The organism is Streptomyces sp. RKAG293, assembly GCF_023701745.1.
Classification (GTDB): domain Bacteria; phylum Actinomycetota; class Actinomycetes; order Streptomycetales; family Streptomycetaceae; genus Actinacidiphila.
Genome location: NZ_JAJOZB010000001.1, coordinates 8,219,092 through 8,243,513 on the forward strand (window position 1 = coordinate 8,219,092; position 24,422 = coordinate 8,243,513).

At 72.7% G+C, this 24,422-nt stretch carries 25 protein-coding genes and 2 pseudogenes; 22 read left to right on the top strand and 5 right to left on the bottom strand.

All coding sequences use genetic code 11. The annotated features are described in order from the left end of the window. Nucleotides 1–134 precede the first annotated feature (134 nt). On the top strand, nt 135–1,208 hold the full coding sequence (locus tag LNW72_RS36225; RefSeq protein WP_250979273.1) for a rod shape-determining protein: 1,074 nt from the start codon (nt 135–137) through the stop codon (nt 1,206–1,208). Between the two features lie 25 nt (nt 1,209–1,233). Here the strand turns inward: LNW72_RS36225 and LNW72_RS36230 are convergent, their stop codons facing one another. Next, the gene (locus LNW72_RS36230; RefSeq protein ID WP_250979274.1) at nt 1,234–1,860 is read right to left on the bottom strand and encodes a cupin domain-containing protein; all 627 of its coding nucleotides are present in this window, start codon (nt 1,858–1,860) and stop codon (nt 1,234–1,236) included. Nucleotides 1,861–2,133: 273 nt separating this feature from the next. On the opposite strand from LNW72_RS36230, the gene LNW72_RS36235 reads away from it, so the two are divergent. From LNW72_RS36235 to LNW72_RS36315, 17 genes and pseudogenes are all read left to right on the top strand, one after another. Then, nucleotides 2,134–2,598 carry an Rrf2 family transcriptional regulator gene (locus LNW72_RS36235; RefSeq protein ID WP_250979275.1) on the top strand — a complete coding sequence of 155 codons (465 nt, stop codon included), beginning with the start codon at nt 2,134–2,136 and terminating at the stop codon, nt 2,596–2,598. Beyond that, complete coding sequence (locus LNW72_RS36240; protein ID WP_250979276.1) at nt 2,595–3,509, top strand: DsbA family protein; 915 nt, start codon at nt 2,595–2,597, stop codon at nt 3,507–3,509. Before LNW72_RS36235 ends, LNW72_RS36240 begins: the two co-directional genes overlap by 4 nt. A gap of 505 nt (nt 3,510–4,014) precedes the next feature. Next, nucleotides 4,015–5,604 (top strand): ABC transporter substrate-binding protein, encoded by a 1,590-nt coding sequence (locus tag LNW72_RS36245; protein WP_250979277.1) that lies wholly within the window; start codon nt 4,015–4,017, stop codon nt 5,602–5,604. Next, nucleotides 5,601–6,635 carry an ABC transporter permease gene (locus tag LNW72_RS36250; RefSeq protein WP_250979278.1) on the top strand — a complete coding sequence of 345 codons (1,035 nt, stop codon included), beginning with the start codon at nt 5,601–5,603 and terminating at the stop codon, nt 6,633–6,635. Before LNW72_RS36245 ends, LNW72_RS36250 begins: the two co-directional genes overlap by 4 nt. Next, nucleotides 6,632–7,597: an ABC transporter permease gene (locus LNW72_RS36255; protein ID WP_250979279.1), complete on the top strand. Its 966-nt coding sequence runs from the start codon at nt 6,632–6,634 to the stop codon at nt 7,595–7,597. Before LNW72_RS36250 ends, LNW72_RS36255 begins: the two co-directional genes overlap by 4 nt. After that, on the top strand, nt 7,575–8,720 hold the full coding sequence (locus tag LNW72_RS36260; RefSeq protein WP_250979280.1) for an ABC transporter ATP-binding protein: 1,146 nt from the start codon (nt 7,575–7,577) through the stop codon (nt 8,718–8,720). Before LNW72_RS36255 ends, LNW72_RS36260 begins: the two co-directional genes overlap by 23 nt. Next, complete coding sequence (locus LNW72_RS36265; RefSeq protein WP_250979281.1) at nt 8,717–9,790, top strand: ABC transporter ATP-binding protein; 1,074 nt, start codon at nt 8,717–8,719, stop codon at nt 9,788–9,790. Before LNW72_RS36260 ends, LNW72_RS36265 begins: the two co-directional genes overlap by 4 nt. A 73-nt stretch (nt 9,791–9,863) precedes the next feature. After that, nucleotides 9,864–11,102, top strand: coding sequence for an acyl-CoA dehydrogenase family protein (locus LNW72_RS36270; protein ID WP_250979282.1), 1,239 nt, complete (start codon nt 9,864–9,866; stop codon nt 11,100–11,102). A 5-nt stretch (nt 11,103–11,107) separates the two neighbouring features. Continuing rightward, nucleotides 11,108–12,274, top strand: a complete 1,167-nt coding sequence (locus LNW72_RS36275; RefSeq protein WP_250979283.1) for an LLM class flavin-dependent oxidoreductase — start codon at nt 11,108–11,110, stop codon at nt 12,272–12,274. Further along, nucleotides 12,271–13,131: a serine aminopeptidase domain-containing protein gene (locus tag LNW72_RS36280; protein ID WP_250979284.1), complete on the top strand. Its 861-nt coding sequence runs from the start codon at nt 12,271–12,273 to the stop codon at nt 13,129–13,131. Before LNW72_RS36275 ends, LNW72_RS36280 begins: the two co-directional genes overlap by 4 nt. Continuing rightward, complete coding sequence (locus tag LNW72_RS36285) at nt 13,128–13,646, top strand: flavin reductase family protein (RefSeq protein ID WP_250979285.1); 519 nt, start codon at nt 13,128–13,130, stop codon at nt 13,644–13,646. The genes LNW72_RS36280 and LNW72_RS36285 overlap by 4 nt, the downstream gene beginning before the upstream one ends. Before the next feature lie 161 nt (nt 13,647–13,807). Further along, nucleotides 13,808–14,257, top strand: coding sequence for a DUF2809 domain-containing protein (locus LNW72_RS36290; RefSeq protein WP_250979286.1), 450 nt, complete (start codon nt 13,808–13,810; stop codon nt 14,255–14,257). 27 nt (nt 14,258–14,284) lie between these two features. Beyond that, nucleotides 14,285–15,096 (top strand): annotated as a pseudogene (locus LNW72_RS36295) (YndJ family protein); the annotation flags it as partial. A 155-nt stretch (nt 15,097–15,251) separates the two neighbouring features. Next, on the top strand, nt 15,252–15,836 hold the full coding sequence (locus LNW72_RS36300; RefSeq protein WP_250979287.1) for a DUF1990 domain-containing protein: 585 nt from the start codon (nt 15,252–15,254) through the stop codon (nt 15,834–15,836). A gap of 309 nt (nt 15,837–16,145) precedes the next feature. Further along, complete coding sequence (locus LNW72_RS36305) at nt 16,146–17,441, top strand: MFS transporter (protein ID WP_250979288.1); 1,296 nt, start codon at nt 16,146–16,148, stop codon at nt 17,439–17,441. Beyond that, nucleotides 17,438–18,496: a 5'/3'-nucleotidase SurE gene (locus LNW72_RS36310; protein WP_250979289.1), complete on the top strand. Its 1,059-nt coding sequence runs from the start codon at nt 17,438–17,440 to the stop codon at nt 18,494–18,496. The genes LNW72_RS36305 and LNW72_RS36310 overlap by 4 nt, the downstream gene beginning before the upstream one ends. A gap of 231 nt (nt 18,497–18,727) precedes the next feature. Further along, nucleotides 18,728–20,602, top strand: coding sequence for a glycoside hydrolase family 3 N-terminal domain-containing protein (locus tag LNW72_RS36315; protein ID WP_308402089.1), 1,875 nt, complete (start codon nt 18,728–18,730; stop codon nt 20,600–20,602). A gap of 152 nt (nt 20,603–20,754) precedes the next feature. Here LNW72_RS36315 and LNW72_RS36320 read toward each other — a convergent pair whose 3' ends face one another. Further along, nucleotides 20,755–20,973, bottom strand: coding sequence for a DUF2277 domain-containing protein (locus LNW72_RS36320; protein WP_250979290.1), 219 nt, complete (start codon nt 20,971–20,973; stop codon nt 20,755–20,757). A 140-nt stretch (nt 20,974–21,113) separates the two neighbouring features. On the opposite strand from LNW72_RS36320, the gene LNW72_RS36325 reads away from it, so the two are divergent. Then, nucleotides 21,114–21,755: a hypothetical protein gene (locus LNW72_RS36325; RefSeq protein WP_250979291.1), complete on the top strand. Its 642-nt coding sequence runs from the start codon at nt 21,114–21,116 to the stop codon at nt 21,753–21,755. A 44-nt stretch (nt 21,756–21,799) separates the two neighbouring features. After that, complete coding sequence (locus tag LNW72_RS36330) at nt 21,800–22,015, top strand: ribbon-helix-helix protein, CopG family (protein ID WP_138355234.1); 216 nt, start codon at nt 21,800–21,802, stop codon at nt 22,013–22,015. Between the two features lie 12 nt (nt 22,016–22,027). Here the strand turns inward: LNW72_RS36330 and LNW72_RS36335 are convergent. Continuing rightward, nucleotides 22,028–23,013 (bottom strand): annotated as a pseudogene (locus tag LNW72_RS36335) (RNA-guided endonuclease InsQ/TnpB family protein). Nucleotides 23,014–23,054: 41 nt separating this feature from the next. Between LNW72_RS36335 and LNW72_RS36340 the strand changes: the two are divergent. Both LNW72_RS36340 and LNW72_RS36345 read left to right on the top strand, forming a co-directional pair. Next, nucleotides 23,055–23,222, top strand: coding sequence for an Arc family DNA-binding protein (locus LNW72_RS36340; protein ID WP_374117438.1), 168 nt, complete (start codon nt 23,055–23,057; stop codon nt 23,220–23,222). Nucleotides 23,223–23,285: 63 nt separating this feature from the next. Then, nucleotides 23,286–23,657, top strand: a complete 372-nt coding sequence (locus LNW72_RS36345) for a hypothetical protein (protein WP_138355235.1) — start codon at nt 23,286–23,288, stop codon at nt 23,655–23,657. Here LNW72_RS36345 and LNW72_RS36350 read toward each other — a convergent pair. Next, on the bottom strand, nt 23,650–23,943 hold the full coding sequence (locus tag LNW72_RS36350; RefSeq protein ID WP_250979293.1) for an alpha/beta hydrolase: 294 nt from the start codon (nt 23,941–23,943) through the stop codon (nt 23,650–23,652). The genes LNW72_RS36345 and LNW72_RS36350 overlap by 8 nt on opposite strands. Next, nucleotides 23,940–24,353, bottom strand: a complete 414-nt coding sequence (locus tag LNW72_RS36355) for an alpha/beta fold hydrolase (RefSeq protein WP_250979294.1) — start codon at nt 24,351–24,353, stop codon at nt 23,940–23,942. Before LNW72_RS36355 ends, LNW72_RS36350 begins: the two co-directional genes overlap by 4 nt. Nucleotides 24,354–24,422 lie beyond the last annotated feature (69 nt).

The window sequence follows — 24,422 nt, forward strand, 5'->3', positions numbered from 1 at the left end:
CATCGGCCGCCGGGGCGACGGGATTCACTCTTTCGAGGGACAACACGCAACGGGCACCACCGCGCGCGTGAAGGCGGGCATGCCTTCATGACGACAGGTCAGGCCCGTCCCAGGTATCCCTCCGAGGAGTCACCATGACGCTCCCTCAGCTGCTGAACGTCTTCACCAGCCGGCAGCAGACCGACTCGCCCGTCCCGCACGGGGCCTCCGGCGCCCTCGACCTGGTGGTGGACCTGGGAACGGCGACCACCCGGGTGCACAGCAGGAACGGCCCGGTGAGCGAGGGCGCCTCGGTGGTGGCCGTACGCACCGGGACCAACAAAGTGCTGGCGATCGGCGAGGACGCCCGGAAGATGCTCGGCCGCACCCCGCCCGGCATCGTGGCCACCTCCCCGCTGCGCCACGGGGCGATCACCGAGTTCGAGGCGGCGTCGCGGCTGCTGTGGCACGTGCTGGGACGCAGACGGCAGTGGACGGCGTGGGCGCCGCCCCGGGTGATGGTCACGGTCCCGGTCCTGGCCACTTCGGTGGAGCGCCGGGCGCTGCAGGACGCGCTGCACGCGGCCGGCGCCCGGCAGGTGCGGATGCTGCCCAAGCCGATGGCCGCCGCGCTCGGCGCCGGGCTGCCGGTGTGGGACGGCGACGGGTGCATGGTCGTCGATGTCGGAGCGGGCACCACCGACGTGGCCGGGTTCGCCTTCGGCAGCATGGTCGCGTCGTCGTCCACCGCAGCGGCCGGAGACACCTTCGACGAGGTGATCGCCGCGCACCTGGAGAGCCGGCACGGGCTGGCGCTCGGCGTCCGCTGGGCGCAGGACATCAAGACCGAACTGAGCGGCACCGCCGGCGCCCCGGGCCCGGCCTCGCTGTCGGTGACCGGCCGCGACGGCGAGACCGGGCGGCCCCGTACGGTACAGGTGACCAGGGCCGAGCTGACCGAGGTCGTCGCGCCCTACGTCCGGATGATCGCCGAGACGGTCGGCGCGGTACTCGAACAGAGCCCCGCCAGCGTCGCCGACGACATCGCGCGCCAGGGTCTGGTGCTGACCGGTGGCGGCTCGCTCATGGGCGGCCTGCGCGAACTGCTCGCCGAACTGGTCGGCATGCCGGTCCTCCCGGCGGCCGATCCGATGTCCTCCGCGATCCTCGGTGCCCGCAAGTACCTCACCGAGGCGAAGTTCCTGCCCCAACAGATGCTCCCGGTCTGATCCGGCGGGCCGTGCGGCCCACGGCTCAAGGCGCCGCTTCGGTGCCCGGGTCGCCCAGGACGTACAGCCCCGGGAGGTTGACGACGACCGCCTCCTGGGTGCTGCGGGCGATCACGACGACGGCCTCCTCGTCGTCGCTCGGGTTCTCCTCGCGGTGCGGGACGAAGGGCGGCACGAAGATGTAGTCGCCGGGGGAGGTGCGCAGCCTGACCTCTTCCCTGACGCCGTTCGACTCGTCCAGGAAGACGAACTCGGGGTGGCCGCTGACGACATGGATCGCGGTCTCGGAGGCGCCGTGGTGGTGGTCGGAGGACGCGGTGGCGGGGGCGACGTGCGTCTGCCCCATCCAGATGCGTTCTGAACCGACCGTGCGGCCGCTGATGGCGGCGAAGCGGCGCATGCCGCCGGTCTGCGCGGTGTCGCCGTCGAGGGAGCCGGCACGGATGTGGTGCAGCCGGGCGTGCAGCGGCAGTGAGCTGTCGGCTCCCGCCGCGGGACCGGGGTCGGGCAGATCCGGGTGGAAGCCGTCGAGAGCGGCGGCCGACGCGGATCCGGGGCCGGATCCGGGGCCGGATCCGGGGCCGGTTTCCGTCGTCCGTTCCGGCGTGCGTGCCGGATCCGGCTGCGGAGGGTGGTGCGCGTGCGAGGTCATCGTGGTTCCTGCCCGGGGTTCGACAGCTCGGATGCGGACGGCGCCGCGCGGTCGGGCCGCCGTCCAGGAATGCGGGCGCGGCGGCCGGCGTTGCCGACATTCCACGAGGCGGCAGCGGTGGGCGAACGGCGGGGCCCGGCGGCCCTGGCCCCGACCGTAGAGAGCGGGTTGAATGGATGTCAAGATGTGTCCATTAGCGCCGGCCTGGCGGTACGCCGTTTGCCGGGGCCCCTTGCCGCTCAGGGACGCACCCTCACGAGGAAGACGGTACCCATGCACATCTCGGCCAAGACGGACTACGCGGTGCGGGCGCTCGTGGAGCTCGCCGCCGACGGCGGGAGGCCGCTGACCTGTGAGGGCATCGCCTCCTCGCAGGAGATTCCGTTCCGTTTCCTGAAGTCCGTCTTCGGCGATCTGCGCCGGGCGGGACTGGTCCGCAGCCAGCGCGGCTGCGAGGGCGGTTACTGGCTCGGCCGTGACGCCGGGCTGATCACCCTGGCCGAGGTGATGGTCGCGGTCGACGGCGACTTCATGACCCTGCGCGGCGAGCGCCTGGACGCACTGGACTATCCGGGCGCGGCCCGGCAGCTGCCCTCGGTGTGGCGCGCGGTCCAGGCGGCGGCGGAGGACCTGCTCGGGCGGATCACCGTCGCCGAGCTGCTGGACGGGGGAGCGGCGGCCGGGCCGGGGCCGGTGGACCTGTTCGCGCCGCGCGCGGGTGCGGTGGCACCGGCGTGACGCGTGGCACCGGAACGACCCTGGAGATCGTGGAGTTCACCGATCCGGCCTGCCCCTGGGCCTGGGGTTCGGAACCCACATTCCGCAGGCTGCGGCACGCGCTGAGCGGCGCGGAGGAGGCCGGGCACGTCTCCTGGCGCCGGGTCTGCGGAATCCTCTTCGACGAGGGCGACGACCCCGCTCCCGACCCCGAGGCGGAGGCACGCTGGTACCGGGAGTTCGTCGCGGGGATCGCCGAGCACACCGCCGCGCCGTTCGCGCACCGGCTGGAGCGCGTGGCCGTCAGCAGCTGGCCGGCGTCGCTCGCGGCGAAGTCGGCCGAGGCGCAGGGCGCACTGGTCGCGGAGCGGGTGCTGCGACGGCTGCGCGAGTCCACGTTCGTCGTCGGGACGCCCGCGGACAGCGAACGCGGTGTGCGGGAGACCGTCACCGGGGTGCCCGAACTCGATCCGGAGCGGCTGCTGCGGGACATGCGGGATCCGGCCACCGTACTGGCGGTCCGCCGGGACTGGCGGGAGACCCGCGCCCCGGCGCGCTGTGTGCTGGAGACCGACGGGCCGGGACCGCACGGCGGCCGGGCGAAGTTGGTCAACGGCCGGCACCGCTACGCCCTGCCGACCCTGCGGCTGACCGGACCCGGCGGCAGCGTCCATGTGCCCGGCTGGCGGCCCTACGCGGAGTACGCGGACGCGGTCCTGCGGGCCGCGCCCGGGATCACACTGTCCGCGGACCTGATGGCCGCGGACGAGGCGCTGGAGCGCTACCGCACCCTGACCGAGGCGGAACTGCGCCTGCTCACCGGGGATGGCCGGGCGCCCGGGGGCGCGGTGCGGATCGTGACGGGGAACGGGCCGCTGTGGCTGCACCCGGACGAGGCGCGTACCCACCCGGCGGTGTCGGGGGTGGCGTGATGTGCCTGGTTGGCGAGATCTCGGCCCATGAGACACCAGAAGGTGTCCATTGACAGCGCGTTGGACCCGCCGCCAGTATGTGCGCATGAACCCGACGCACCCCGGTGTGGTGTGCCGATACGTGGACTACCGGCGTACCTCCAGCGCACTCTGTCGCTGACCCCGCCCTCTCCACCCGGCCCCCAGCCCCGGCGAAGCCCGACCGGCATCTGACCCGCTGACGCGGGCCGGCCGCCCACCGGACGCCGGACGGCCGTCCGTGCGAGTCCTGTGGCGTCCCCGTTCCCCCTGTTGACGGCGCCGCCGCTGCCGCCTGCTCCAGGCCCCTCCTCGTCGCCGTACCGCTGCACGTGCACCCGCGCATCCGTCCGCCGATTCCGCACGTTCCGCACACCCTCACTCCGAATCCTTCCGCGCCCTCGGTACCCGACGAGGCGCCGTACGGCCCTGCCCCCATGCCCCCGCCCGGCATGTCCGGCACGGCCGAGAAAGGTGGCGCACGCCCATGCAGATCTTCCGCACCCCCTCCACCACCGCAGACGCCGACCGGCCCGGCACGCTCCCCGCGGGCCTCGGCAGACGCTCGTTCCTCGGGCTCGCCCTCGGCGCGGGCGCCGTCCTCACCCTGGCCGCCTGCGGCTCGGACGCCACCCCGGCCACCGCCGGCGGCACCGGTGGAACCCTCAAGTGGGGCTGGGCGCTGCCCACTTCATGGGACCCGGTGACGTCCTCGGCGGGCTGGGACGTGCACGTCCTGTCGCTCGTCTACGCCGGACTCACCAAGGAGAACGAGAAGGGCGACCCCGTTCCCGCCCTCGCCGAGTCCTGGAAGTACAACGCCGACGGCACCTCGGTCACCTTCACACTGCGCAAGGGGACGACGTTCAGCGACGGCACCCCGCTCGACGCCACCGCCGTCAAGAAGAGCATCGAACGCGGCCGGGACAACCCGAAGTCACTCATCGCCGCACAGCTGGCGAACATCAAGACGGTCACCGCACCCGACGCCGGCACCGTCACCATCACCCTCGCGCGGCCCGACTTCCAACTCCCGGCCCTGTTCGCGGGCAAGACCGGCATGGTGGTCAACCCGAAGGCCTTCGAGGCCGGAGCCGACGCCGCCGCACTCGCCACCAAGCCGGCCGGCGCCGGACCGTTCACCCTGACCTCGTACGTGCAGAACTCCCGCGCCGTACTGCGCCGCAACCCGACCTACTGGGACGCCGCCCGGATCAAGACGGAGAACTTCGAGGTCTATCCGCTGCCCGAACCCTCCACCGTCGTGGCGGCCCTGCAGTCGGGGCAGTACAACGTCGCGCAGATCCCCGGCAGTCAGGTCGAGGCGGCGAAGGCCGCCGGGCTCCAGGTGCAGGTGATTCCGTCGCTGGTGGTGGCGACACTCGACGTCAACATCAAGAAGGCGCCCTTCACCGACCCGGATGTCGCGCTGGCGCTGAAGTACGCCATCGACCGGCAGGAACTCCTGAAGGCGACCGCGTTCGGCCATGGAGAGGTCAGCTACCAGCCCTTCCCGAAGGGCTACGTCGGCCACAACGACGAACTGGACGACCTCTACCCGTACAACCCGCAGAAGGCCAGGGAACTGCTCGCGAAGGCGGGGCACGCCGACGGCGTCGAACTCACCATCACGACCTCGGCCGCGCAGGGTGTGCCCGAACTCGTCCAGGCGCAGCTGAAGAAGGTCGGCATCACCGCGAAGATCGAGGTGATACCGGCGGCCCAGGCCACCCAGATCATCTACATCCAGCACTCGCGGGCGCTGTTCACCGACCAGTTCGCCGGACGTGACTCCGCCGTGCAGGCCTTCCAAGTGCTCTTCGGCGAACAGGGCCTGATGAACCCGGGCCGCACCGTCGACCCCGAACTCACCGCGGCGCTCGACGTCGTACGGCGCACTCCGCTGGAGTCCCCGGACTATCCCGGGCTGCTGCAGAAGGCCACCTCCATCGCCGTCCGGTCGATGCCCAACGTCTTCCTCTACACCGTTCCGCGCATCCTGGCCCGCAGCCCGAAGGTCTCCGAGATCCCCGCCTTCACCGTGGTGCAGCGCTTCGAGGGGGTCACCGCGTCATGAGCGCCTCAGCGCCTGCCTTCCGGGCATCGCTGCCGCGGCTCGCGCGCCGGGCCGCCGCGGCCCCGCGGCCGCTCGGCCGGCTGCTGGCCGTCAGCGGCACCGTCTTCCTGCTCTCCTCGTTCCTCACCTTCGGCCTGGGCGCGCTGTCCGGCGCCAACCCGGCGGCCGCCGTCCTGGGGGAGACGGCGACCCCCGCCGACATCAGCCGCATGCAGCACCAGTTCGGTCTCGACCGCCCGCTGATCGTCCAGTACTTCAGCTGGCTGGGCCATGCGCTCACCGGTGACCTGGGGCGCTCCTGGTTCACCACCCTCCCGGTGTCCGACAGCATCGGTCAGGCGCTGCCGGTGGACCTGTCGATCGCCGGACTCGCCCTGCTGATCGCGGTGCTGCTCGGCGGCGCCGCCGGAATCACCGCCGCGCTGCACGCCGGCGGCCGGATCGACCGCTGGGTCACCCTGGTCTGCTCGGTCCTGGGCACGCTGCCCGCGTTCGTGGTGGCGATCGCGCTGATCGTCGTGTTCTCCGTCCAACTGGGCGCCCTGCCCAGCGGCGGCTACGTCGCCTTCTCCGCCGACCCGGCCGGCTGGCTGCGCTACGCGATCCTGCCCGCCTTCGCACTGAGCGTCGACGCCGCAGCGTCCATCGCCCGGCAGTTGCGGACCTCACTCGTCGGCGCACTCGACGAGAACTACGTGACCGGCGCGGTGATGCGCGGATTCTCCGCACGGCGAGTGCTGTTCTGGCACGTACTGCGCAACGCGGCGGGACCGGCGCTCACCGTCCTCGGAATCAGCGTGCCGGTGATCCTCGGCGGGGCGGTGGTCACCGAGCGGATCTTCAATCTGCCGGGGATCGCACAACTCTCGCTGCAGTCCGCCCAGCAGCACGACATCCCCGTCATCCAGGGCACCCTGCTCGTCACCGTCACCGTCGTGCTCATCGCCAACGTCGCGGTGAACGCGGCACTGACCGCCCTCAACCCGGCGGCCCGGCGGGCCGCACCGGCCGTCGAAGGGAACGGATCATGAGGTCACTGCGCCGGGCGTGGCGGGTGCGTGCGGCCAGGATGGCCCTGCTCGTCCTGGCCGGTGTCGCCGTGCTGGCCGTCGCGGGCGGGGCGCTGAGCCCCTACGACCCGCTGGCCCAGGACACCGCGAACATGCTGCACGGTCCCGGCGCCGCGCACTGGCTCGGCACCGACTACCTGGGGCGCGACGTGCTGAGCCGGCTGCTGTCGGGCACCGGCCTGTCGGTGGCGGGGGCGCTGGAGGCGGTCGGCGCCGCGATGGCGCTCGGCATCCTGCCCGGCCTGGCGTCGGTCTGGCTCGGCCGCGGGGTCGAGTGGACCGCGCTGCGGGCGGTCGACGCCCTGATGACGCTGCCGTTCACGGTCTTCGCCATCGCGGTGGTCGGGGCGCTCGGCAACGGGATGCACCAGGCGATGCTGGCGCTGGGCGTGCTGTTCGCCCCGCTGTTCTTCCGGGTCACCCGGGCCGCCGCACTCGGCCTGAAGCAGGCCCAGTACGTCGAAGCCGCCGAACTCGTGGGCGCCTCCCGCTGGTGGATCCTGCGCGTCCACATCTGGGGCAAGATCCTGCCGACCGTCGCCGTCACCACCGCCCAGGCCGTCGGCCAGGCCCTCCTCGTCGTCGCCTCCCTCACCTTCCTCGGCCTCGGGGTCCAGCCGCCCGCCCCGACCTGGGGCGGCATGCTCGCCGCCGACCTGGGCTTCCTCGCCCAGCAGCCCTGGGCCCCGCTGCTCCCCGCCGCGGTGATCATGATCACCGTCGGTGCGCTCAACGTCCTCGCCGACGCGATCCGCGACAGCGGCGCCGCCACCGAGCCGCCGCGGGACGCACCGGCCGCCGCACCCGCCGCACCCGCTGGACCCACCGGCCGGGACGAGCCGGTGCCGGACCTCCGCACCGCCGTTCAGGAGCCCCGCACCAGCAGGAAGGAGCAGGCCGATGCCGCAGTCCCCGTCGCCTGAGCGCGTCACCGAACGAGGTACCGCGAGCGCTGTCGAGCGCGGCGCGACGGCGCTGTCCGTCGAGGGGCTCACCGTCACGGTCGGCGGCGGCCGTTCGCGGGCCGTCCGCGAGGTGTCCTTCTCGGTGGCGCGCGGCGAATCCGTCGGGCTGGTGGGGGAGTCCGGCAGCGGAAAGAGCCTCACCTGCCGCTCCGTGCTGGGCGTGCTGCCGCCCGGCTGCGAGGTCGCCGGAGGACGGGTCGTCCTCACCGGGACCGCGGCCGACGGCTCCGCCGAAGGCGCTGAAGGAGGCGTCGAACTCACCGCGCTGACCCGCCGTCAGTGGGACGGCGTCCGCGGCAGCCGCCTCGGAGCGGTCTTCCAGGACCCGGCGTCCTACCTCAACCCGTCCCTCACCGTCGGCCGCCAGCTCACCGAACAACTGCGGGTCACCCTGCGGCTGTCCCGCGCCGCCGCGCACGCCCGGGCCGTCGAGCTCTTCACCGACGTCGGGCTGCACCACCCCGAGGAGGTCTACCACCAGTACCCGCACGAACTCTCCGGCGGCATGCTGCAACGCGTCCTCATCGCCATCGCGATCTCCTGCGACCCCGAACTGCTCATCGCGGACGAGGCCACCACCGCACTCGACGTCGTGGTCCAGGCGGAGATCCTGGAACTCCTGCACCGGCTGCGCACCGAGCACGGACTCGCCCTGCTGCTGGTCACCCACGACCTCGCCGTCGTCGCCGAGGTCTGCGACCGGATTCTGGTGATGTACGCGGGCGAGATCGTCGAGGACGGACCCACCGCGGACGTACTCGCCGCGCCCTCGCACCCGTACACGGAGGCGCTGCTGCGCGTCGCCTCGCTCGGCACCTGGGGACGCCGCGAACTGGACGTCATCCCCGGCCGGCCACCCGAGGCCGGCGCGGAACTGCCCGGCTGCCGCTTCGCCGACCGCTGCGCCTACGCCACCGCCGCCTGCACCGCGGCACCCGTTCCCCTGCACACCGCGGGCGACGGCCACCGGTCCCGCTGCCTGCGCGTGGCCGAGGCGGGATCCGGGTCAGGATCCGGAGCTGGGTCCGGATCCGCTGAGACGTCGCGGGCCGCGACGTACAAGGAAGGAGCCACCGTATGAGCACCGCCACGGACAGCGCCCCCGCCGTCGCACCCGGCACCACTGCCGCGCCGCTGCTCGACATCCGCGGGCTGAGCGTGTCGTACGGCCGCCGCGGCGCCAACACCCGTGTCCTGAACGGCGTCGACCTCGCGGCCCGGTCCGGCGAGATCCTCGGCATCATCGGGGAGACCGGCTCCGGGAAGACCACACTGGCCCGTGCCACCGTCGGCCTGGTGCGGCCCGAGGCCGGCCGGATCGGCTTCGACGGCCAGGACCTCGCGGCCCTGCGCGGCGGCGCGCTGCGCGCCTTCCGCCGTACCGGGCAGGTCCAGTTCACCTTCCAGGACTCGCTGGGCTCGCTCGACCCGGAGCTGACCGTCGACCGCATCGTCGGGGAGCCGCTCGTCGTGGCCGGTGTCCCGCGCGACCGGCGCGCCGCCCGTGTGGCGGAGGCCCTCAGCCGCGTGGGGCTCGACCCCGCCGCCCTGGGAGCACGCACCCCCGGCCGGCTCTCCGGCGGTCAGCGGCAGCGGGTCTGCGTCGCGCGCGCCATCGTCACCCGTCCGCGGCTGCTCATCACCGACGAGCCGGTCAGCGCGCTGGACGCCTCCAACCGCAACCTCGTCCTGCACCTGCTGGACCGGCTGCGCCGGGAACTCGACCTCGCGATCATCGTCATCTCGCACGACCTCAGCTCACTCGCCGGGATCGCCGACCGGGTCGCGGTCCTCTACCGGGGCCAACTCGTCGAACAGGGACCGATCAGCGAGGTGCTGGAGGACCCGCGCCACCCGTACACGGCGCTGCTCACCGCGTCCGCCCCCAGCGTCCGGCGTGAACACCGGCTGCTGCCCGCGCAGTTGCGCGCCACCGGCGACCGGGATCGCTGGCCGGACGGGGTGGGCTGCGCGTTCGCGCCGCGCTGCCGCTTCGCCGGACCGGAGTGCCGTGAACGGCCCGCCACCGTGCGGTCCGACGGGCCCGGGACCGCCCTGTCCGACGGGCTCGGCACCGTCGACTCCGACGGGCCCGGGGCGCGCTCGGTCGCCTGCCATCACGCCACGACCTGGCGCAGCGAGCTCGTCTGATCCCGTCCCACGTCGCCTCCCGCCTCCCCATCCGCCGTATGTCCACCACCCGCCCCGACCGGAAGGAGGCACCGTGCCCACCACCGCCGCACCGACCGCCCTGCCGCCCCTGGACCTCGACCGGCTTCCCGGCATCCGCGCCCGGCTCGCCCTGCGGGCCGCCGAACACGACCGGGACGCCTCCTTCCCCACCGAAGGCTTCGCGCTCGCTCATGACGCGGGCCTGCTCACCGCCACCGTGGCCACCCGGCACGGCGGCCCCGGCGCGGGACTGGCCGACACCGTCCGGATCCTGCGCGCGCTGGGCGGCGGCGATCCGGCCGTCGCCCTGGTCACCGCCATGACGCTGTTCACCCACGCCGCCGAGGCGCGCTCCGCGAACTGGCCCCGGGCCGGGTACGCGGAGCTGCTGGCCGAGGCCGCCGCCGGTCCCGCCCTCGTCAACGCGCTGCGGGTCGAGCCGGAGCTGGGAAGCCCGGTGCGCGGCGGTCTGCCCGCCACCACCGCCCGCCGGGACGGCGACGACTGGCTGCTCACCGGACACAAGATCTACTCCACCGGGGCGGTGGGGCTCAGCCGGCTGCTGGTCTGGGCGCGCACCGACGAGGACCCGGTACGCGTCGGCTCCTTCATCGTCCGGGCGGGAAGCCCCGGCCTGACCGTCGAGCGGACCTGGAACCACCTCGGGCTGCGTGCCAGCCGCAGTGACGACGTGCTCCTCGACTCCGTCCGCGTCCCGCTCGGCGACGTCGTCGTGCTCGCGGAACCCGGGCCCGCCGCCCCGGACCCGGTGGCCGGCGCCTGGGGCGCGCTCGGACTCGCCGCCCTCTACCTCGGCGTCGCCGGCGCCGCCCGCGACTGGCTCACCGGCTTCCTCCATGAACGCGTGCCCACCGCACTCGGCGCGCCGCTGGCGACCCTGCCGCGCTTCCGGAGCGCGGTCGGCGAGATCGAAGCCGCTCTCGTCGGGGCCGACACACTGGTCGACGCGCTCGCCGCGCGGATCGACACGGGCGACACCGAAGCCGTCGGACAGGCGGGGATCGCCAAACTCCTCGGCGTCCGCGCCGCGATCACCGCGGTGGAACAGGCCGTCGCCCTGATCGGCAATCACGGCCTCACCCTCGACAACCCCCTGCAACGTCATTTCCGCGACGTCCTCTGCGGCCGGGTGCACACCCCGCAGGACGACTCGGTCCTGCTGGCCGCCGGCCGGACCGCACTCGCCCGCCACCGCCCGGAACCCGCGCCCTCCGACTCCCCTTCATCCTCCGCAGCTTCCGCACCCTCCGCCGCACCGAAAGGCAACTGATCCCCATGTCCGTCGAATTCATCGGCATGATCGGCACCCAGGACGTCTCCGAGACCCGGCCCGCCCACGGCCCGGCCATCGACACGGACTACACCGTCCGCTTCGCCCGCGCCCACGAGGACGCGGGGTTCGACCGCATCCTCATCGGCTACAGCTCCGGCAGCCCCGACGGTGTTCAGGTCGCCGCGCACGTCGCCGCCCGCACCGACCGCCTCGGCCTGCTCATCGCGCACCGCCCGGGCTTCATCGCGCCGACGCTGGCGGCCCGCAGCTTCGCGACGCTGGACCACTTCTCCGGCGGCCGGGTCGCCGTCCACACCATCACCGGCGGACACGACACCGAGCAGCGCCGCGACGGCGACTACCTGGGCAAGGAGGACCGCTACGCGCGCACCGACGAATATCTCGGGATCCTGCGCCGCGCCTGGACCTCCGGCGAGGCCTTCAGCCACGAGGGTGAGCACTACCGGTTCGAGGACTACCGCAGCGACGTCCTGCCGGTCCGCGCCTCCGGCATACCACTGTTCTTCGGAGGTTCCTCCGAAGCTGCGTACCGGGTGGGCGGCCGGCACGCCGACACGTTCGCGCTGTGGGGCGAGCCGCTGGCCGAGACCGCCGAGCAGATCGCGTCCGTCCGGGCGGCGGCCGTCGAGGCGGGCCGCACCGACGTCCCCGGCATCAGCGTCTCGTTCCGTCCGATCCTCGGCCCGACCGAGGAACTCGCCTGGGACCGCGCGCACCGCATCCTCGACACCATCAAGGGCGGCAACGGCGGCTCGTTCGTGGGCAAGCTCCGGCGCTTCACCGGCGACCAGGGACCGCAGAACGTCGGCTCCCAGCGGCTGCTGGCGGCCGCCGCCAAGGCGGACCGCCACGACCGGGCGCTGTGGACGGCTCCGGCCAAGGCCACCGGCGCGGGCGGCAACTCCACCGCCCTGGTCGGCACCCCCGAGACCGTCGCGCAGGCCCTGCTCGACTACATCGACATCGGCGTCACGACCATCCTCATCCGCGGCTACGACCCGCTCGACGACGCCATCGACTACGGACGCCACCTCATCCCGCTGGTCCGCCGGGAACTCGCCCGCCGTGAGGCCGCCAATGCTTCGACCGGCACCGTTCCGGCGGGTACGGAGCCGGCCGCGCTCGCGACCGCGGGCAGCGCGCGATGACCGACGTCCTGACCACCACCGCGACCTCGGTCACGCACAGCTGGCACCCACCGGGGGGCGTCACCACCCGCGGCACCCTCCTGGTGCTGCCCGGACGCGGCGAACACGGCGGCGTCTACGAACGCTTCGGCCGCCGTCTCGCGGCCGACGGGTACGCCGTCCACACGACGGGCCCGGGCCTGGAGGACACACCGGACGGCGTCGGCGGGGCGCTGCTGGACGCGGCGGGGCCCGATCCCGTCGCTCCGCTGGTCCTGGTCGGCGCGGACACCGGGGCGCTGCTGGCGCTGCGGGCCGCCGGGGACCCGCGGCTGCCGGTGGACGGACTGGTCCTCGCGGGAATCGCCTCCGCCGAACCTGCCGTGGCCGTCCCCGGCCGGACCGCCGAGCCCGCCGTGTCCGGCATCGTGTCCAGCGGGGACTCCGCCGGTTACCGGCCCGGCGACGGGCCCGGCTGGCAGGACGAACTCGGTGCCCGTACCGCCTGTCCGGTGCACCGCCAGCGCCTCTGCTCGGACCCGGAGTTCGTCAGGGGAGCGCTGTCCGCGCCCGTCGGCGCGGAGCTGCTCGAACCGACGTCGCTGACGGCGCGCGCCCTCCCCGCGCTCGTCCTGCACGGCGACGCCGACCCGCTCACCCCCGCCGACGAGGCGAGGCGGCGGGCCGAGGGGTTCCCGCGGGCGGTCGTCGGAATCGTCCACGGGGGACTGCACGACGTACTGAACGACGCGTCGCACCGCACCGTGGCCGCAGCCGTCGTCCAGTGGCTCGAACGCCTGCGCGGGGGAGCGGAGTTGAGCCCCGTTCTCACCGTCGAGACCGACCCGCACCACGTCCTCGGAAGGATCCCGGAATGACCGTCACCACTGAACGCGCGGTCCCGTCCGCCCCCACCGCCGGCGCGGCCGACGCCGCCGCGCTGTTGCGCCGCACGCTGCGGCGGCATGCCGCGGGAGTCACGGTGATCACCGTCCCCGGTCCCGCCGGATTCACCGCGACGTCCTTCACCTCGGTCTCGCTGGATCCGGCACTGGTCACCTTCTACCTCGGGCTCACCGCCTCCACCGCCCGCGCCGTCCAGGAGGCCGGGCACTTCGCCGTACATGTGCTCGGCCCGGGGAACGCCGCGCTGGCGCAGCAGTTCGCCCGCAGCGGCACGGACCGGTTCGCGGGGGTCCCCTGGACGCAGTCCCCCCAAGGCGTCCCGATCCTCGGCGGCGTTCCGGCCTGGCTCACCGCGCGGGTGACGCTGCGGCAGCGGATCGGCGACCATCTGCAGGTCGTCGGCGAAGTCGAGACCTGCGGCGGCCCGGCCACCGGCCCCGGGCTGGTGCACCACGACGGGGTCTTCGGGACGACCGCGTCGTTGTAGCCGAACCGGGCCCCCGTCGCGCGGGCACGCGACATCCGGGGCCCGGTCCGGCGCCGATCCGACCCCAGGCCGGCGCCGACCCGATCCCGGTCCGGCGGGCGCCGGCCTGCGGGGCGGCCGTCCGCCGCCCGCCGCCCCTCACGCCGCATAGGGTCTCCGGCATGAACGACTCCTGGAGACGCGGCGGACCACTGTCGACCCGGCTGCTCGCGGCCGGCGCCGCCGTTCTCACGGTCGCGGTGGCCCTGGGCATCAGGGCGGGCGCCACGGGTGCCACGGGCGCGTCGGGTGCGGTCGGCAAGTACGCCGGAGACGCGCTGTACACCGTGCTGCTCCACGCACTGGTCGTCCTCGCCGCGCCCCGGGTGAGGCCGCCGGCAGCCGCCGCGGTCGCGCTCGGCGTCAGCTGGGCCGTCGAGTTCTCGCAGCTCAGCCCGGTGCCGGGCGAACTGTCCGCGCGCAGCACGCTCGCGCGGCTGGTCCTCGGCTCCACCTTCAACGCGCCCGACCTGTTCTGGTACGCCGTCGGAGCGGTGTCCGGGTGCTTCGTCCACGCCATGTTGAACGCGTTCAGTTCGCGGCGTACAGTCGGCGTCGTACGGGAGAATTGAACGCGTTCAACGTAGGGGTGGGGCGCCGTGACGGCTCTGGTGAACCTGATCGTCATGCTGGGCATGCTCGTCGTGGTCCCGTGCGGACTCACGCTGATCCACGGGCCGGGCATCACCACGGTCCGTACGTTCTGGCTGGTCGGCGCCGTGCCGGGGAGTGTGGCGCTGTGGCTGCCGCGCGGCGGTCCGGCGACCGGGCTCGCCGCCGTCTACGCGGCCGCCACCGTGGTCCTCGCCGTCACCGCTCCGCTGCGGCTGGCCCGCACCCGGTCGCTCGCACCCCGTGAGATCGCGGTCCTCACCGCGCTCGTGACCCCGTCGGTGGCGGGACTGGCGCTGGTCGCCGAGCGCTCGGGCCACCGGCTCCTCGGCTTCGATCTGAAGATCCTCGAGCTCACCGTGCCGCACTTCCACTTCGCCGGCTTCACCGCCGCTCTGATGGCCGGGCTGGTCTGCCGCGCCACCCCTGACCGGGTCACGGGCCGGCTCGCCGCGCTGAGCGTGCCGGTGGGAACGCTGCTCGTCCTGGCCGGCTACTTCATCGACGACTGGGCGGAGCTCGCCGGGGCGGTCGTCCTCACCGCCGGCATTGGCTCGTTGGCCTGCTCACCTGGCGCGAGATCCGCACCGGCGCCCCCGACCGGCTCACCCGCGGTCTGCTCGGCACGTCGGCGGCCGTCCTCCTGGTGACGATGCTGCTCGCCCTGAGCTGGGCCCTGGGAGAGGCCACCGGCATTCCGCACCCCACGCTGACCTGGATGGCGGCGACCCACGGCCTCGGCAACGCCCTCGGTTTCGCGCTGTGCTCGGTGCTCGCCTGGCGCCGCCTGCGCGACGAACAGCCGGATGAGCGGCGGGATGAACAACCGGTCGAGCGGACGGCGGATCGGCCGGACGGACGGCTGGTACCCGGTGGACGACCGGAGCCGGACGGCGGGCCGGAACCGGCCCGCGGCGGTGCCGTGCGGAGCGTTCCGACGGCGGGTACCCCCGCATGACGCGGAACCCCGGGCGGAAGCCCGTCACGAACGCCGGTCCCGGTCGGGACCCGGTCCCGAACTATCCCGAGTTCGGCGCCACCCGGCACGAGGAACTGCCCGACGGATACCACCACCTGCGCCACCAGGTCGTGATCGGACGGGGCCGGGACGTCTTCGAGAGGGCGGGCGCCGCCGTCACCAGCTGGCGGATGCACCGCGCGGCCGGTGTCCGGATCCGGGCCGGAGCGCTGCGCGCGGAGCCCGGGATCGCGGTGGAATGCGCGATCGGCGTCGGGCCGTTCCGGGTCGCCGCTCCCTGCCGCGTGGTGTGGACCGCTTACGAGGCCCAGCGGATCGGCTTCGCCTACGGAACGCTGACCGGGCATCCGGAGTGCGGTGAGGAGTCCTTCGTCGTGGAGCTCCTTCCCGACGAGTCCGTACGGTTCACCGTCACCGCGTTCAGCCGCCCGGGCCGCTGGTACACCCGCCTGGCCGGGCCGCTCGTACCGCCCTGCCAGCGCCTCTACGCCCGCCACTGCGGCCGGACCCTGCGGCGGCTGGCCGCCGCGCCGCCGCAGGACGCGGCTCCGATCGGGTAGCCCGAACCCTGGAAGGGGCTCGGACGGGGGCGGGGACAGCAGGGCCGGGAACGGGCGCTGTGGCAATGATGTGTTCACTTCTTGAACACACAGTCGTGCATCACGGATCCATTGCTTCGTGAACCGACCTCTTACATTGCTGACACGTGTCATCTACGCTCACCGACAACGCCCCCGCCGCGGCTTCCGGAGCCGGTCGGTTCGACTACTGGCGCGCGTTCTCCTCGCTCTGCCCCCGTTCCGCTGTCTCTTCCGTTGAAGGGTCCACCGATGAGCACACTGCTTCCCGAAGAAGGGTCTTCGGTCCTCATGACCGGAGGTCCAGACGAGGTCATGCGCCCCGTCAACCGCTACCGCCTGGGCCCGCTGTACGTCACGCTGCCGCTCGCGAACGTCGCCCTGTACCTGCTGTGGCTGGGCGTGGGCAGCTTCCTGCTGCCGATCCAGGTCGCGCAGATCACCGGCACGAACGACACGGGGGCGCTGTCCACGGCGAGCACCACGGGCGCCATCCTGGCGACCGTCGGCAACCCGATATTCGGCCAGCTCTCGGACCGCACCCGATCGCGCTTCGGGCGCCGCGCCCCGTGGATCCTGCTCTGCGCGGGGATGGGCGCGCTGGCACTGATCGGCCAGGCGCACGCGAACTCGATCGCCATGCTCGGACTGAGCTGGGGCGTCGTGCAGTTCATCATGAACGGTTACCAGGCGGCGCTCACCGCCTGTATGCCGGACCGGGTCCCGCAGTCCAAGTACGGCACGTTCTCCGCCCTCGTCGGACTCGGCGTGCCGCTCGGCACCATCGTCGCGGCGCTGGTCATCGGCGGTGTGCCGGGCAGCAAGTTCGGACTCGACGGGGTCATCGGCGGCTTCGGCGGCCGGTTCGCGGGGGAGAAGGGCTACTACCTGATCGCGGCGTGTGTCGTCGTGGCCGCGCTGATCTTCACCGTCGTGTCGCCCGACGCCTCCGCCCGGGACCTCCCGCGGCAGAAGTTCGACCTGCGGGCCTTCCTGTCCAACTTCTGGGTCAACCCGAAGGAACACCCCGACTTCATCTGGGCCTTCCTGTCCCGGCTGGGGGTCATGCTCGGCTACTTCGTCGTCCTGACCTACAACATGTACCTGCTGGCCGACTACATCAAGATCCCGCCGCAGGACCTGCTGCCGACGGTCGGGTTCCTGATGATCGTCAACGCGGTCTGCACGATCGCCGCGGTGGTGCTGATCGGGCCGCTCGTCGACCGCGTCGGCCGGATGAAGCCGTTCGTGCTGGCCTCCGGCATCGGGGCGGCGCTGGCGCTGACCATTCCGATGATCTCGCCGACCGAGGGCGGCATGGTCGCCTACAACGTCGCGGGCGGCGTCGCCTTCGGCGTCTACATGGCCGTCGACATGGCCCTGATCACCAAGGTCCTGCCGGCCACCGCGGACGCGGGCAAGGACATGGGCCTGATCAACATCGCCAACGCCGGCCCGCAGATCCTCGCCCCGACCGTCGCCGGCTGGATCGTCAGCGCCGCCGGGTACGAGGCGCTGTTCCCGGTGGCCGCCGTCGTCTCCCTCGCGGGAGCCGTCCTCGTGCTGCGCGTGCGGGGTGTGCGATGAGACTCCGTGACCACCGCGGCACCGTCACGACGCTGCTCGCCGCCGGAACGCTCGTCCTGCCGCTGAGCGGCAGCGCGAACGCCGGAACCGGCGACCACCACGACAGCAGGCCGCTCGCCGGGATGCGGATCCTGATGAGCAACGACGACTCCATGCAGATGGCCCGCCCCAACGCCTCCGACGGCAAGGGCCTCTACGAGGTGCGCCGCGCGCTGTGCTCCGCCGGAGCCGACGTCGTCGTCATGGCGCCCTGGGCCAACCAGAGCGGCGCCGGTACGGGCGCCGCCGGCAGCGGCGCGCTCACCGTGCAGCGGCGTACGGTCCTGCCCGCCGCATACGGCCAGGACTGCGCGGGCGCGCCCGCCGCCGGCGCCGTCTTCGGGGTGTGCAAGGGCGCCACCGCCTGCGACGCCACCAGCGTCAGCGCCACCCCGGTCGACACCGTCCGGCTCGCGCTGAACGGCGGCCTCGCCGCCAAGGCGGGCTGGACCAAGGCCCCCGACCTCGTGGTCACGGGCAGCAACTTCGGTCCCAACGTCGCCTCGGTGGTGAACGATTCCGGCACCGTCAGCGCCGCTCTCGCCGCGATCGAGGAGGGCACGCCCGCCGTCGCCCTCAACAGCTCCTACGACCCGACGGTCACCACCTCCCTGGAGGTCGCCGACCGCACCTATCGGCAGACGGCCGATTTCGGTGCCGCCTTCATCGCCTCCCTCCACCATCGCGGGCTGCTGACCACCGACTTCGTCGTCAACGTCAACTACCCGTACCTCGCCGAGGGACAGCGGCCCCGGAGCACCGTCTGGTCGTCGGTGGGCAGCCAGAAGCTGATCCAGCCCAGCTACGCCCAGACCGCCCCGAACGGCGACACGTTCACCGTGGGCGGCGCCCTCTGCGCCGCCGACAACCCCAAGTGCCGTCCCGAGACCAAGCGCGACGCCGACTACCGGCTGCTGCAGCAGGGCGACGTCACCGTCACCCCCATCACTCCTGACCGGACGTTCGAGGGCCGCGAGGCCGGGCGGCTCGAACACTTCGTCAGGACCGGCCGCTGACCTGACCTCAGCGGCCGGACGAGGACACCGGCCCCGGCACTCCGGAGGGGAAGTGCCGGTGCCGGTGCCCTCGGACCGCACCACCGTCATGCGCGGGCCGGAAGGCGGCGCGCCCCACTGCCGACCCGACGGGCCTTCCGCACGGCGGGCGGCGCTCGTGCTCGGCGTGCGAAGCGACAGAGCCGACAGAGCTGACAGAGCCGACCGAGCTGACAGAACGGAACGAACCCTGTGTCCCAGCACCCGACGACCCGCCCACCGACCCGCGCACCCCTGCTCCAGGCACCCGACGGCACACCCTTCCGGGACCTGAACGGCAACGGCGTCATGGAACCGTACGAGGACCCCCGGCTGCCGGCCGGCGAACGGGCGGCCGACCTCGTCGGTCGCATGACGCTGGAGGAGAAGGCGGGGCTGCTCTTCCAGACGATGGTCGGGATCAACCCCGACGGCACCCTCGTCGAGCCCGAGAGCGGCGCCGCCGACGACGACCCGATGCGCGCCTCCACCTCCCGCATGGTGACCGGCAAGCTGATGAACCACTTCAACCTGTTCGGCGCCGCCGCCCCGCGCCGGATGGCCGAGTGGAACAACCGCCTGCAGGCACTCGCCGCGACCACCCGGCTCGGCATTCCGGTGACGATCTCCACCGACCCGCGCAACGGGTTCATGGACAACCCGGCCGCCAGCGTGCACACCGAAGGCTTCTCGCTGTGGCCCGAGCCGCCGGGGCTCGCCGCGATCGGTGACGAGGAACTGGTGCGGCGACACGCGGACATCGTCCGCCGTGAGTACCTCGCCGTCGGTATCCGGCTCGCCCTGCACCCCATGGCCGACCTGGCGACCGAGCCCCGCTGGGCGCGCGTCGTCGGCACCTTCGGATCCGACGCGGGACTGGCCGCCCGTATGGTCGCCGCCTACATCCGCGGGCTGCAGGGCGACACTCTCGGCACCACCAGCGTCGCGGCGATGACCAAGCACTTCCCTGGCGCCGGACCACAGCTCAACGGAGAGGACGCGCACTTCGCGTACGGCCGTGAGCAGGTCTACCCCGGCGACAACTTCAAGCACCACCTGATCCCCTTCGAGGCCGCGTTCGAGGCGGGGACCTCGCAGATCATGCCGTACTACGCGATGCCCGTCGGCACCGAGTACGAGGAGATCGGCTTCGGCTTCAACAAGGGCGTCATCACCGGGCTGTTGCGCGGCACCTACGGGTTCGACGGCATCGTCTGCACCGACTGGGGACTGGTCACCGACTCCGAGATCTTCGGCGCGCCCTTCCCCGCCCGGGCCTGGGGCGCCGAGCACCTGGACCGGCTGACCCGCGTCGAGCGCATCCTGGACGCCGGCGCCGACCAGCTCGGCGGCGAGGCCTGCCCGGAACTCGTGATCGAGCTGGTGCGCGGCGGCAGGATCAGTGAGGAGCGCATCGACGAGTCGGCGGTCCGGCTGCTGCGCGAGAAGTTCGTCCTGGGCCTGTTCGACGATCCGTTCGTGGACCCGGACGAGGCCGCCCGGATCTGCGGCAGCCAGGAGTTCAGCGACGCGGGCACCGCGGCGCAGAGCCGCTCGGTCACCGTACTGACCGACCGCCCGGCCGCGTCCGCCGCACCGCTGCTGCCGCTCACCGCCGGGCTGCGGCTGTACACCGAGGGCGTCGCCCCCGAGGTCGCGGCGCGCTACGGCACCGTGGTCGCCACCCCGCAGGAGGCGGATGTCGCGGTGCTGCGCATAGCGACCCCGTTCGACCGGCGCACCGAAGGCTTCGAATCCTTCTTCCGCGCCGGGCGGCTGGACTTCACCGAGGACGAGCTCCGTCCGATCCTCGACGTGGCCGCGGCGGTGCCCACGGTCGTCGACATCTTCCTCGACCGGCCGGCGGTGATCCCCGGCATCGCGGAGCAGGCGGCGGCCCTGGTGGGCAACTTCGGGGCCTCCGACGCGGCGGTGCTGGACGTGCTCTTCGGCAGGGCCGTGCCCGAGGGGCGGCTGCCCTTCGAACTGCCCCGGTCCATGGCCCAGGTCGAAGCGGGCCACGAGGACATGCCCAACGACTCCGGCGACCCGCTCTTCCCCTTCGGGCACGGGCTCACCATCGGCTGACGCCCCGACCACCGGAGTTCCGGCCTCCGCTGTACGCCGCCCGTCCGCCCGTACCGCGGGCGGGCGGCGGATCACCCGCTACCTGTGGGTCTGACACCAGGAGGCATCGCGGTCAGGTGCTGTCCGCGATGCCGGCCGCGGCGGCGGTCGGGTTACGGCGTCGGGGCGCCGCGCACGGTCAGCTCGGCGAGGAGCTGCCGGGTGGCCTCGGCCACCGCGTCCACCGCTTGGTCGAAGACCTCGCGGTTGTGGGCGGCCGGGGCGCGGAATCCGGAGATCTTGCGGACGTACTGCAACGCCGCCGCCCTGATGTCGTCGTCATCGACGTCGGGGGTCATCGGGGGTCGGAGGGTCTTGATGCTTCGGCACATGACTCCAGTGTGCTCCGCCCCTCGGACAGTCGGCCGGGACAGGCGTCCGGCCGGCCGGTCGGTACTGTCATCGCACGGGACAGCGGGCCGCAGCACCGGCGCGCGTCCCGCCGCACGACCGACTCCGGACGGGGGTGGACATGACCAAGCAGCCGACCGTGGCCCAGCGCCGCCTGATCACCGCCGCCGACCCGAACACCGGGCTGCTCCGCGGCTCGCAGGCGCTGCTCGACGCGCTCTGCGGCCAGGGGCTCGCCGTGAAGCACCCACGCGCGCCCCATCGCTGCTATCTGACCCCGGCCGGACTCGCACTGCGCACCGAACTGCTCGCGCCCCCGCCGGAGCGCCCCGCCGACCCGCCGCCCGAGGTGGAGACGTTCGCCGCGCGCACCGGCGACGAGCCGGCGACGGCCGACGATCCGCGCCGGACCCGGGAGGTCGCCGTCGCCTGGGAAGGCCTCCTGGAGCTGCGCCGCGTCACCAACCGAGGGATCACCGACCAGCCCTGCCCGTGGGAACGCGCCCACCTCGTCTCCGGCGCCGCCCTGGCACTGGAGGCGGCCGGCTGCTCCCCGGCGGTGGCGGGCGAGGGCGGATATCGGGTCGGCCCCGCGCAGCAGCCCGAGGCCGTGCGCGTGGAGTGGACCGGCGGCGACGCCGAGTCCGCCGCGCTCGCTACGGCCACCTGCGCGACCGCCCTGGAGCAGGCCGGCTGGCAGGTCACCGAGCATCCGGCCGGCGCGGCCGGCCGCTTCCTGCTGGCCTCGCCGCGTCGCGCGTGACGATCCCCTCGCCGCGTACAGCACTATCGCTGTACGCTGGTGCAATGTCGAAGCATGTGACGATCCGCCTTGACGAGGAATTCCTCGAGCGACTCAAGGTCCGCGCCGCTGAGCAGGGCACCACGGTCACCGCTCTGATCACCGAGGCCGCCAGGCGCGAGCTGGACGAGAACCGTGACCGGTTCCTGGCCGCGGCGGCGGACTTCAACAACGAGGAGAACTGGGCGTACGTCCAGGAGAGGTTCGGCCCCAAGTCTTGACTCCTCCCTCTCCTAGGGGAGGGGGATTGCCGGCTCACGTTGCCTGTGGACCGGCGGTCCGTCAGGTCTTGCACGATCAGCACCAGCCGGGTTGAGGCCAGCCCGGAGCAGCATCACGCGGGCGGAGTTCTTATCCCTGGGGGATACGGCTCCGCAGGCGGTGCAGGTGTAGGTACGTTCCGAAAGAGGCAGTGCGTGCTTGGTTCTCGCTCCGCACTGCGCGCAGTCCATGCTGGTGTGAGCGGGGTGCACCAGGTGGACGATGCGGCCGTATTTGCGCGCCATGTTGATCAGCTCGCGCTTCGTCGAGGAGATAGCCGCGTCGGCCGCTTCCTGGCGGCCTTCTTCTCATGCCCGGTATAGGGGAGGTCGTGCAGGTCGCTGGTCGTGGTCTCCTTCACTCCCCAGTCGATGCCGAGCACGTTGCCCGTGGCGGGAAGCCGCTGCACTTGGACAGGGACGACGAACGAGGCGTACCAGTGATCGAGCCTGTCCCGGTAGATCCGCACGCTCGTAGGATCTGCGGGCAGATCCCGCGACCAGACCACGGTCAGGGTGATGCCGCCCGCAAGACACAGCTTCCCGCTCTTGAGGCGGAAACCGCGCCGCGTGTAGTTCAGGCTCGGATCCTCCGAGTTCTTCTTTTTGTACTTCGGCATCCCGGCCCGCCGGCGCATCGGTAGCCGCGCCTTGATGTCCTTCAAGGCCTTGGCGCGGGACTTTCCGAAGTCGCGGATGAGTTGCTGCCGCGGAACGCTGCTGCCCTCACGAAGCCATTCCAAGCCCTTGCGCGCTTCGGTCAGCATGGTGTCAAGCCGGGCCGGACCGCACTTCTCGCCCTCCCGGTCGGCCTTCTGGGAGCGGGCGCAGCATTCGTTCCAGACCCATCGGCAGCGCTCCCATTCCCCTGACAAGGCGGCAAGCGCGGTGGACGACACGCGTAGGCGGTAGGTGTACCGGGCGTACCCGGCACCCGCCGCCTCCGGTGGTGTCGCCATGACACCAAACTACTACTACGATCGGGTGCGTGGATGACGAAGTGCGTATCACGCTCAGGCTCCCCGCAGCCCTCCACGCATGGCTGGCCGCGGAGGCAAAGAAGGCCCGACGGTCCCTCAACTCCGAAATCCTTCATCGCCTGGAGGTTCAGCGTGGCAACCCCAGGCAGATGATGAATCGCCCTGACGGCGATGTACCCGTCTCCTGACCTGCTCCGCAGGAGTCCGATCCCTCCCCGGTCTCAATGCCGGGGCATCCTCGGAGGAATTCGGTGAAGATCGACCTGACCTGGGCCTGGAACGTCCTGGCCCATCACCTGCCGTCCGACCCCACGGTCTGGGACCCTTCGGGCATCGAGGCCGCCATAGCGCGTCATGCCTCAGACCTCGTCATGGCGCCCGACAGCCCCGGCCACGACACGGCCTGGCGGGCCGCCGCGCTGCTGCACACCCTGACCGTGTGCCCGCCGCTCGAATCGCCGATGAACGAGTTCTACGCGATGGCCATGACCCGTTCGTACTGCGCCGCGGCGGGCTGGAAGACGCTGCCGGACACGGTCGCCCTCGGCGATCTGGTGGACCGGGTCAAGACCCACAGGACCGGGATCCAACAGGTCGCCGAGGTGCTGCGGCCGCTCAGCTGAGGGCGTACGAGTTCGTCAGCGCCGGGCCCGGCGCCGGGAGCGGGTTCGCCGGGCAGCTGGTGTCGTGGGCCGGAGCGGCGCCGGTGAGCAGATAGCCGGTGACGATGCCGTCGACGCACGCGTTGCCGTTCAGGTACTGGCCGTGGTCACCGCCGCCGGTGACCGTCACCGGGCGTGAGCCCCGCAGCTGCCGGTGTGCCGCGACGGCGCCCTCGTAGGACGTCGCGGGGTCGTGCACGGAGTTGACCATCAGGATCGTCGGCAGTCCCGCGCCGGTGACCTTCACCTCGGGTGCCGGGGGCGACGGCCAGGCCGCGCAGGTGGCGGCGAAGGCGAGTCCTCCCAGTGGGCCTTCGCCGCGGCGGCGGTGGTGCCGTAGTGGTAGACGGAGTCGTGGAGCGCGAGCCAGGGCAGGAAGTCCTGCTCGAAGCGGCGCTGGAAGCTCATCGGCTGGCCTGTCATGAACGCCTCCCAGCTGCCGGTGAACGCGATGTTGCTGTCGAGCACGACCCGTTCGACGCGCTGGGGGAACTCCGTCGCGTAGTAGGCGCCGATCATCGTCGCGTACGAGGGCCCGTAGTACGTGATCCTCCGGACGCCGAGCAGCGAACGGAACAGGTCCATGTCGCGGACCGTCTGGTCGGTGGTGATGTAGCGCGCCAGGTCGCCGCTGCGCCGCCGGCAGTCCGCGGCCAACCGGCGTGAGCCTCCGCGGATCCGGTCGCCGGGCGCCGGTCGTGGTGATCACCCGGCTCGGTATCCTGC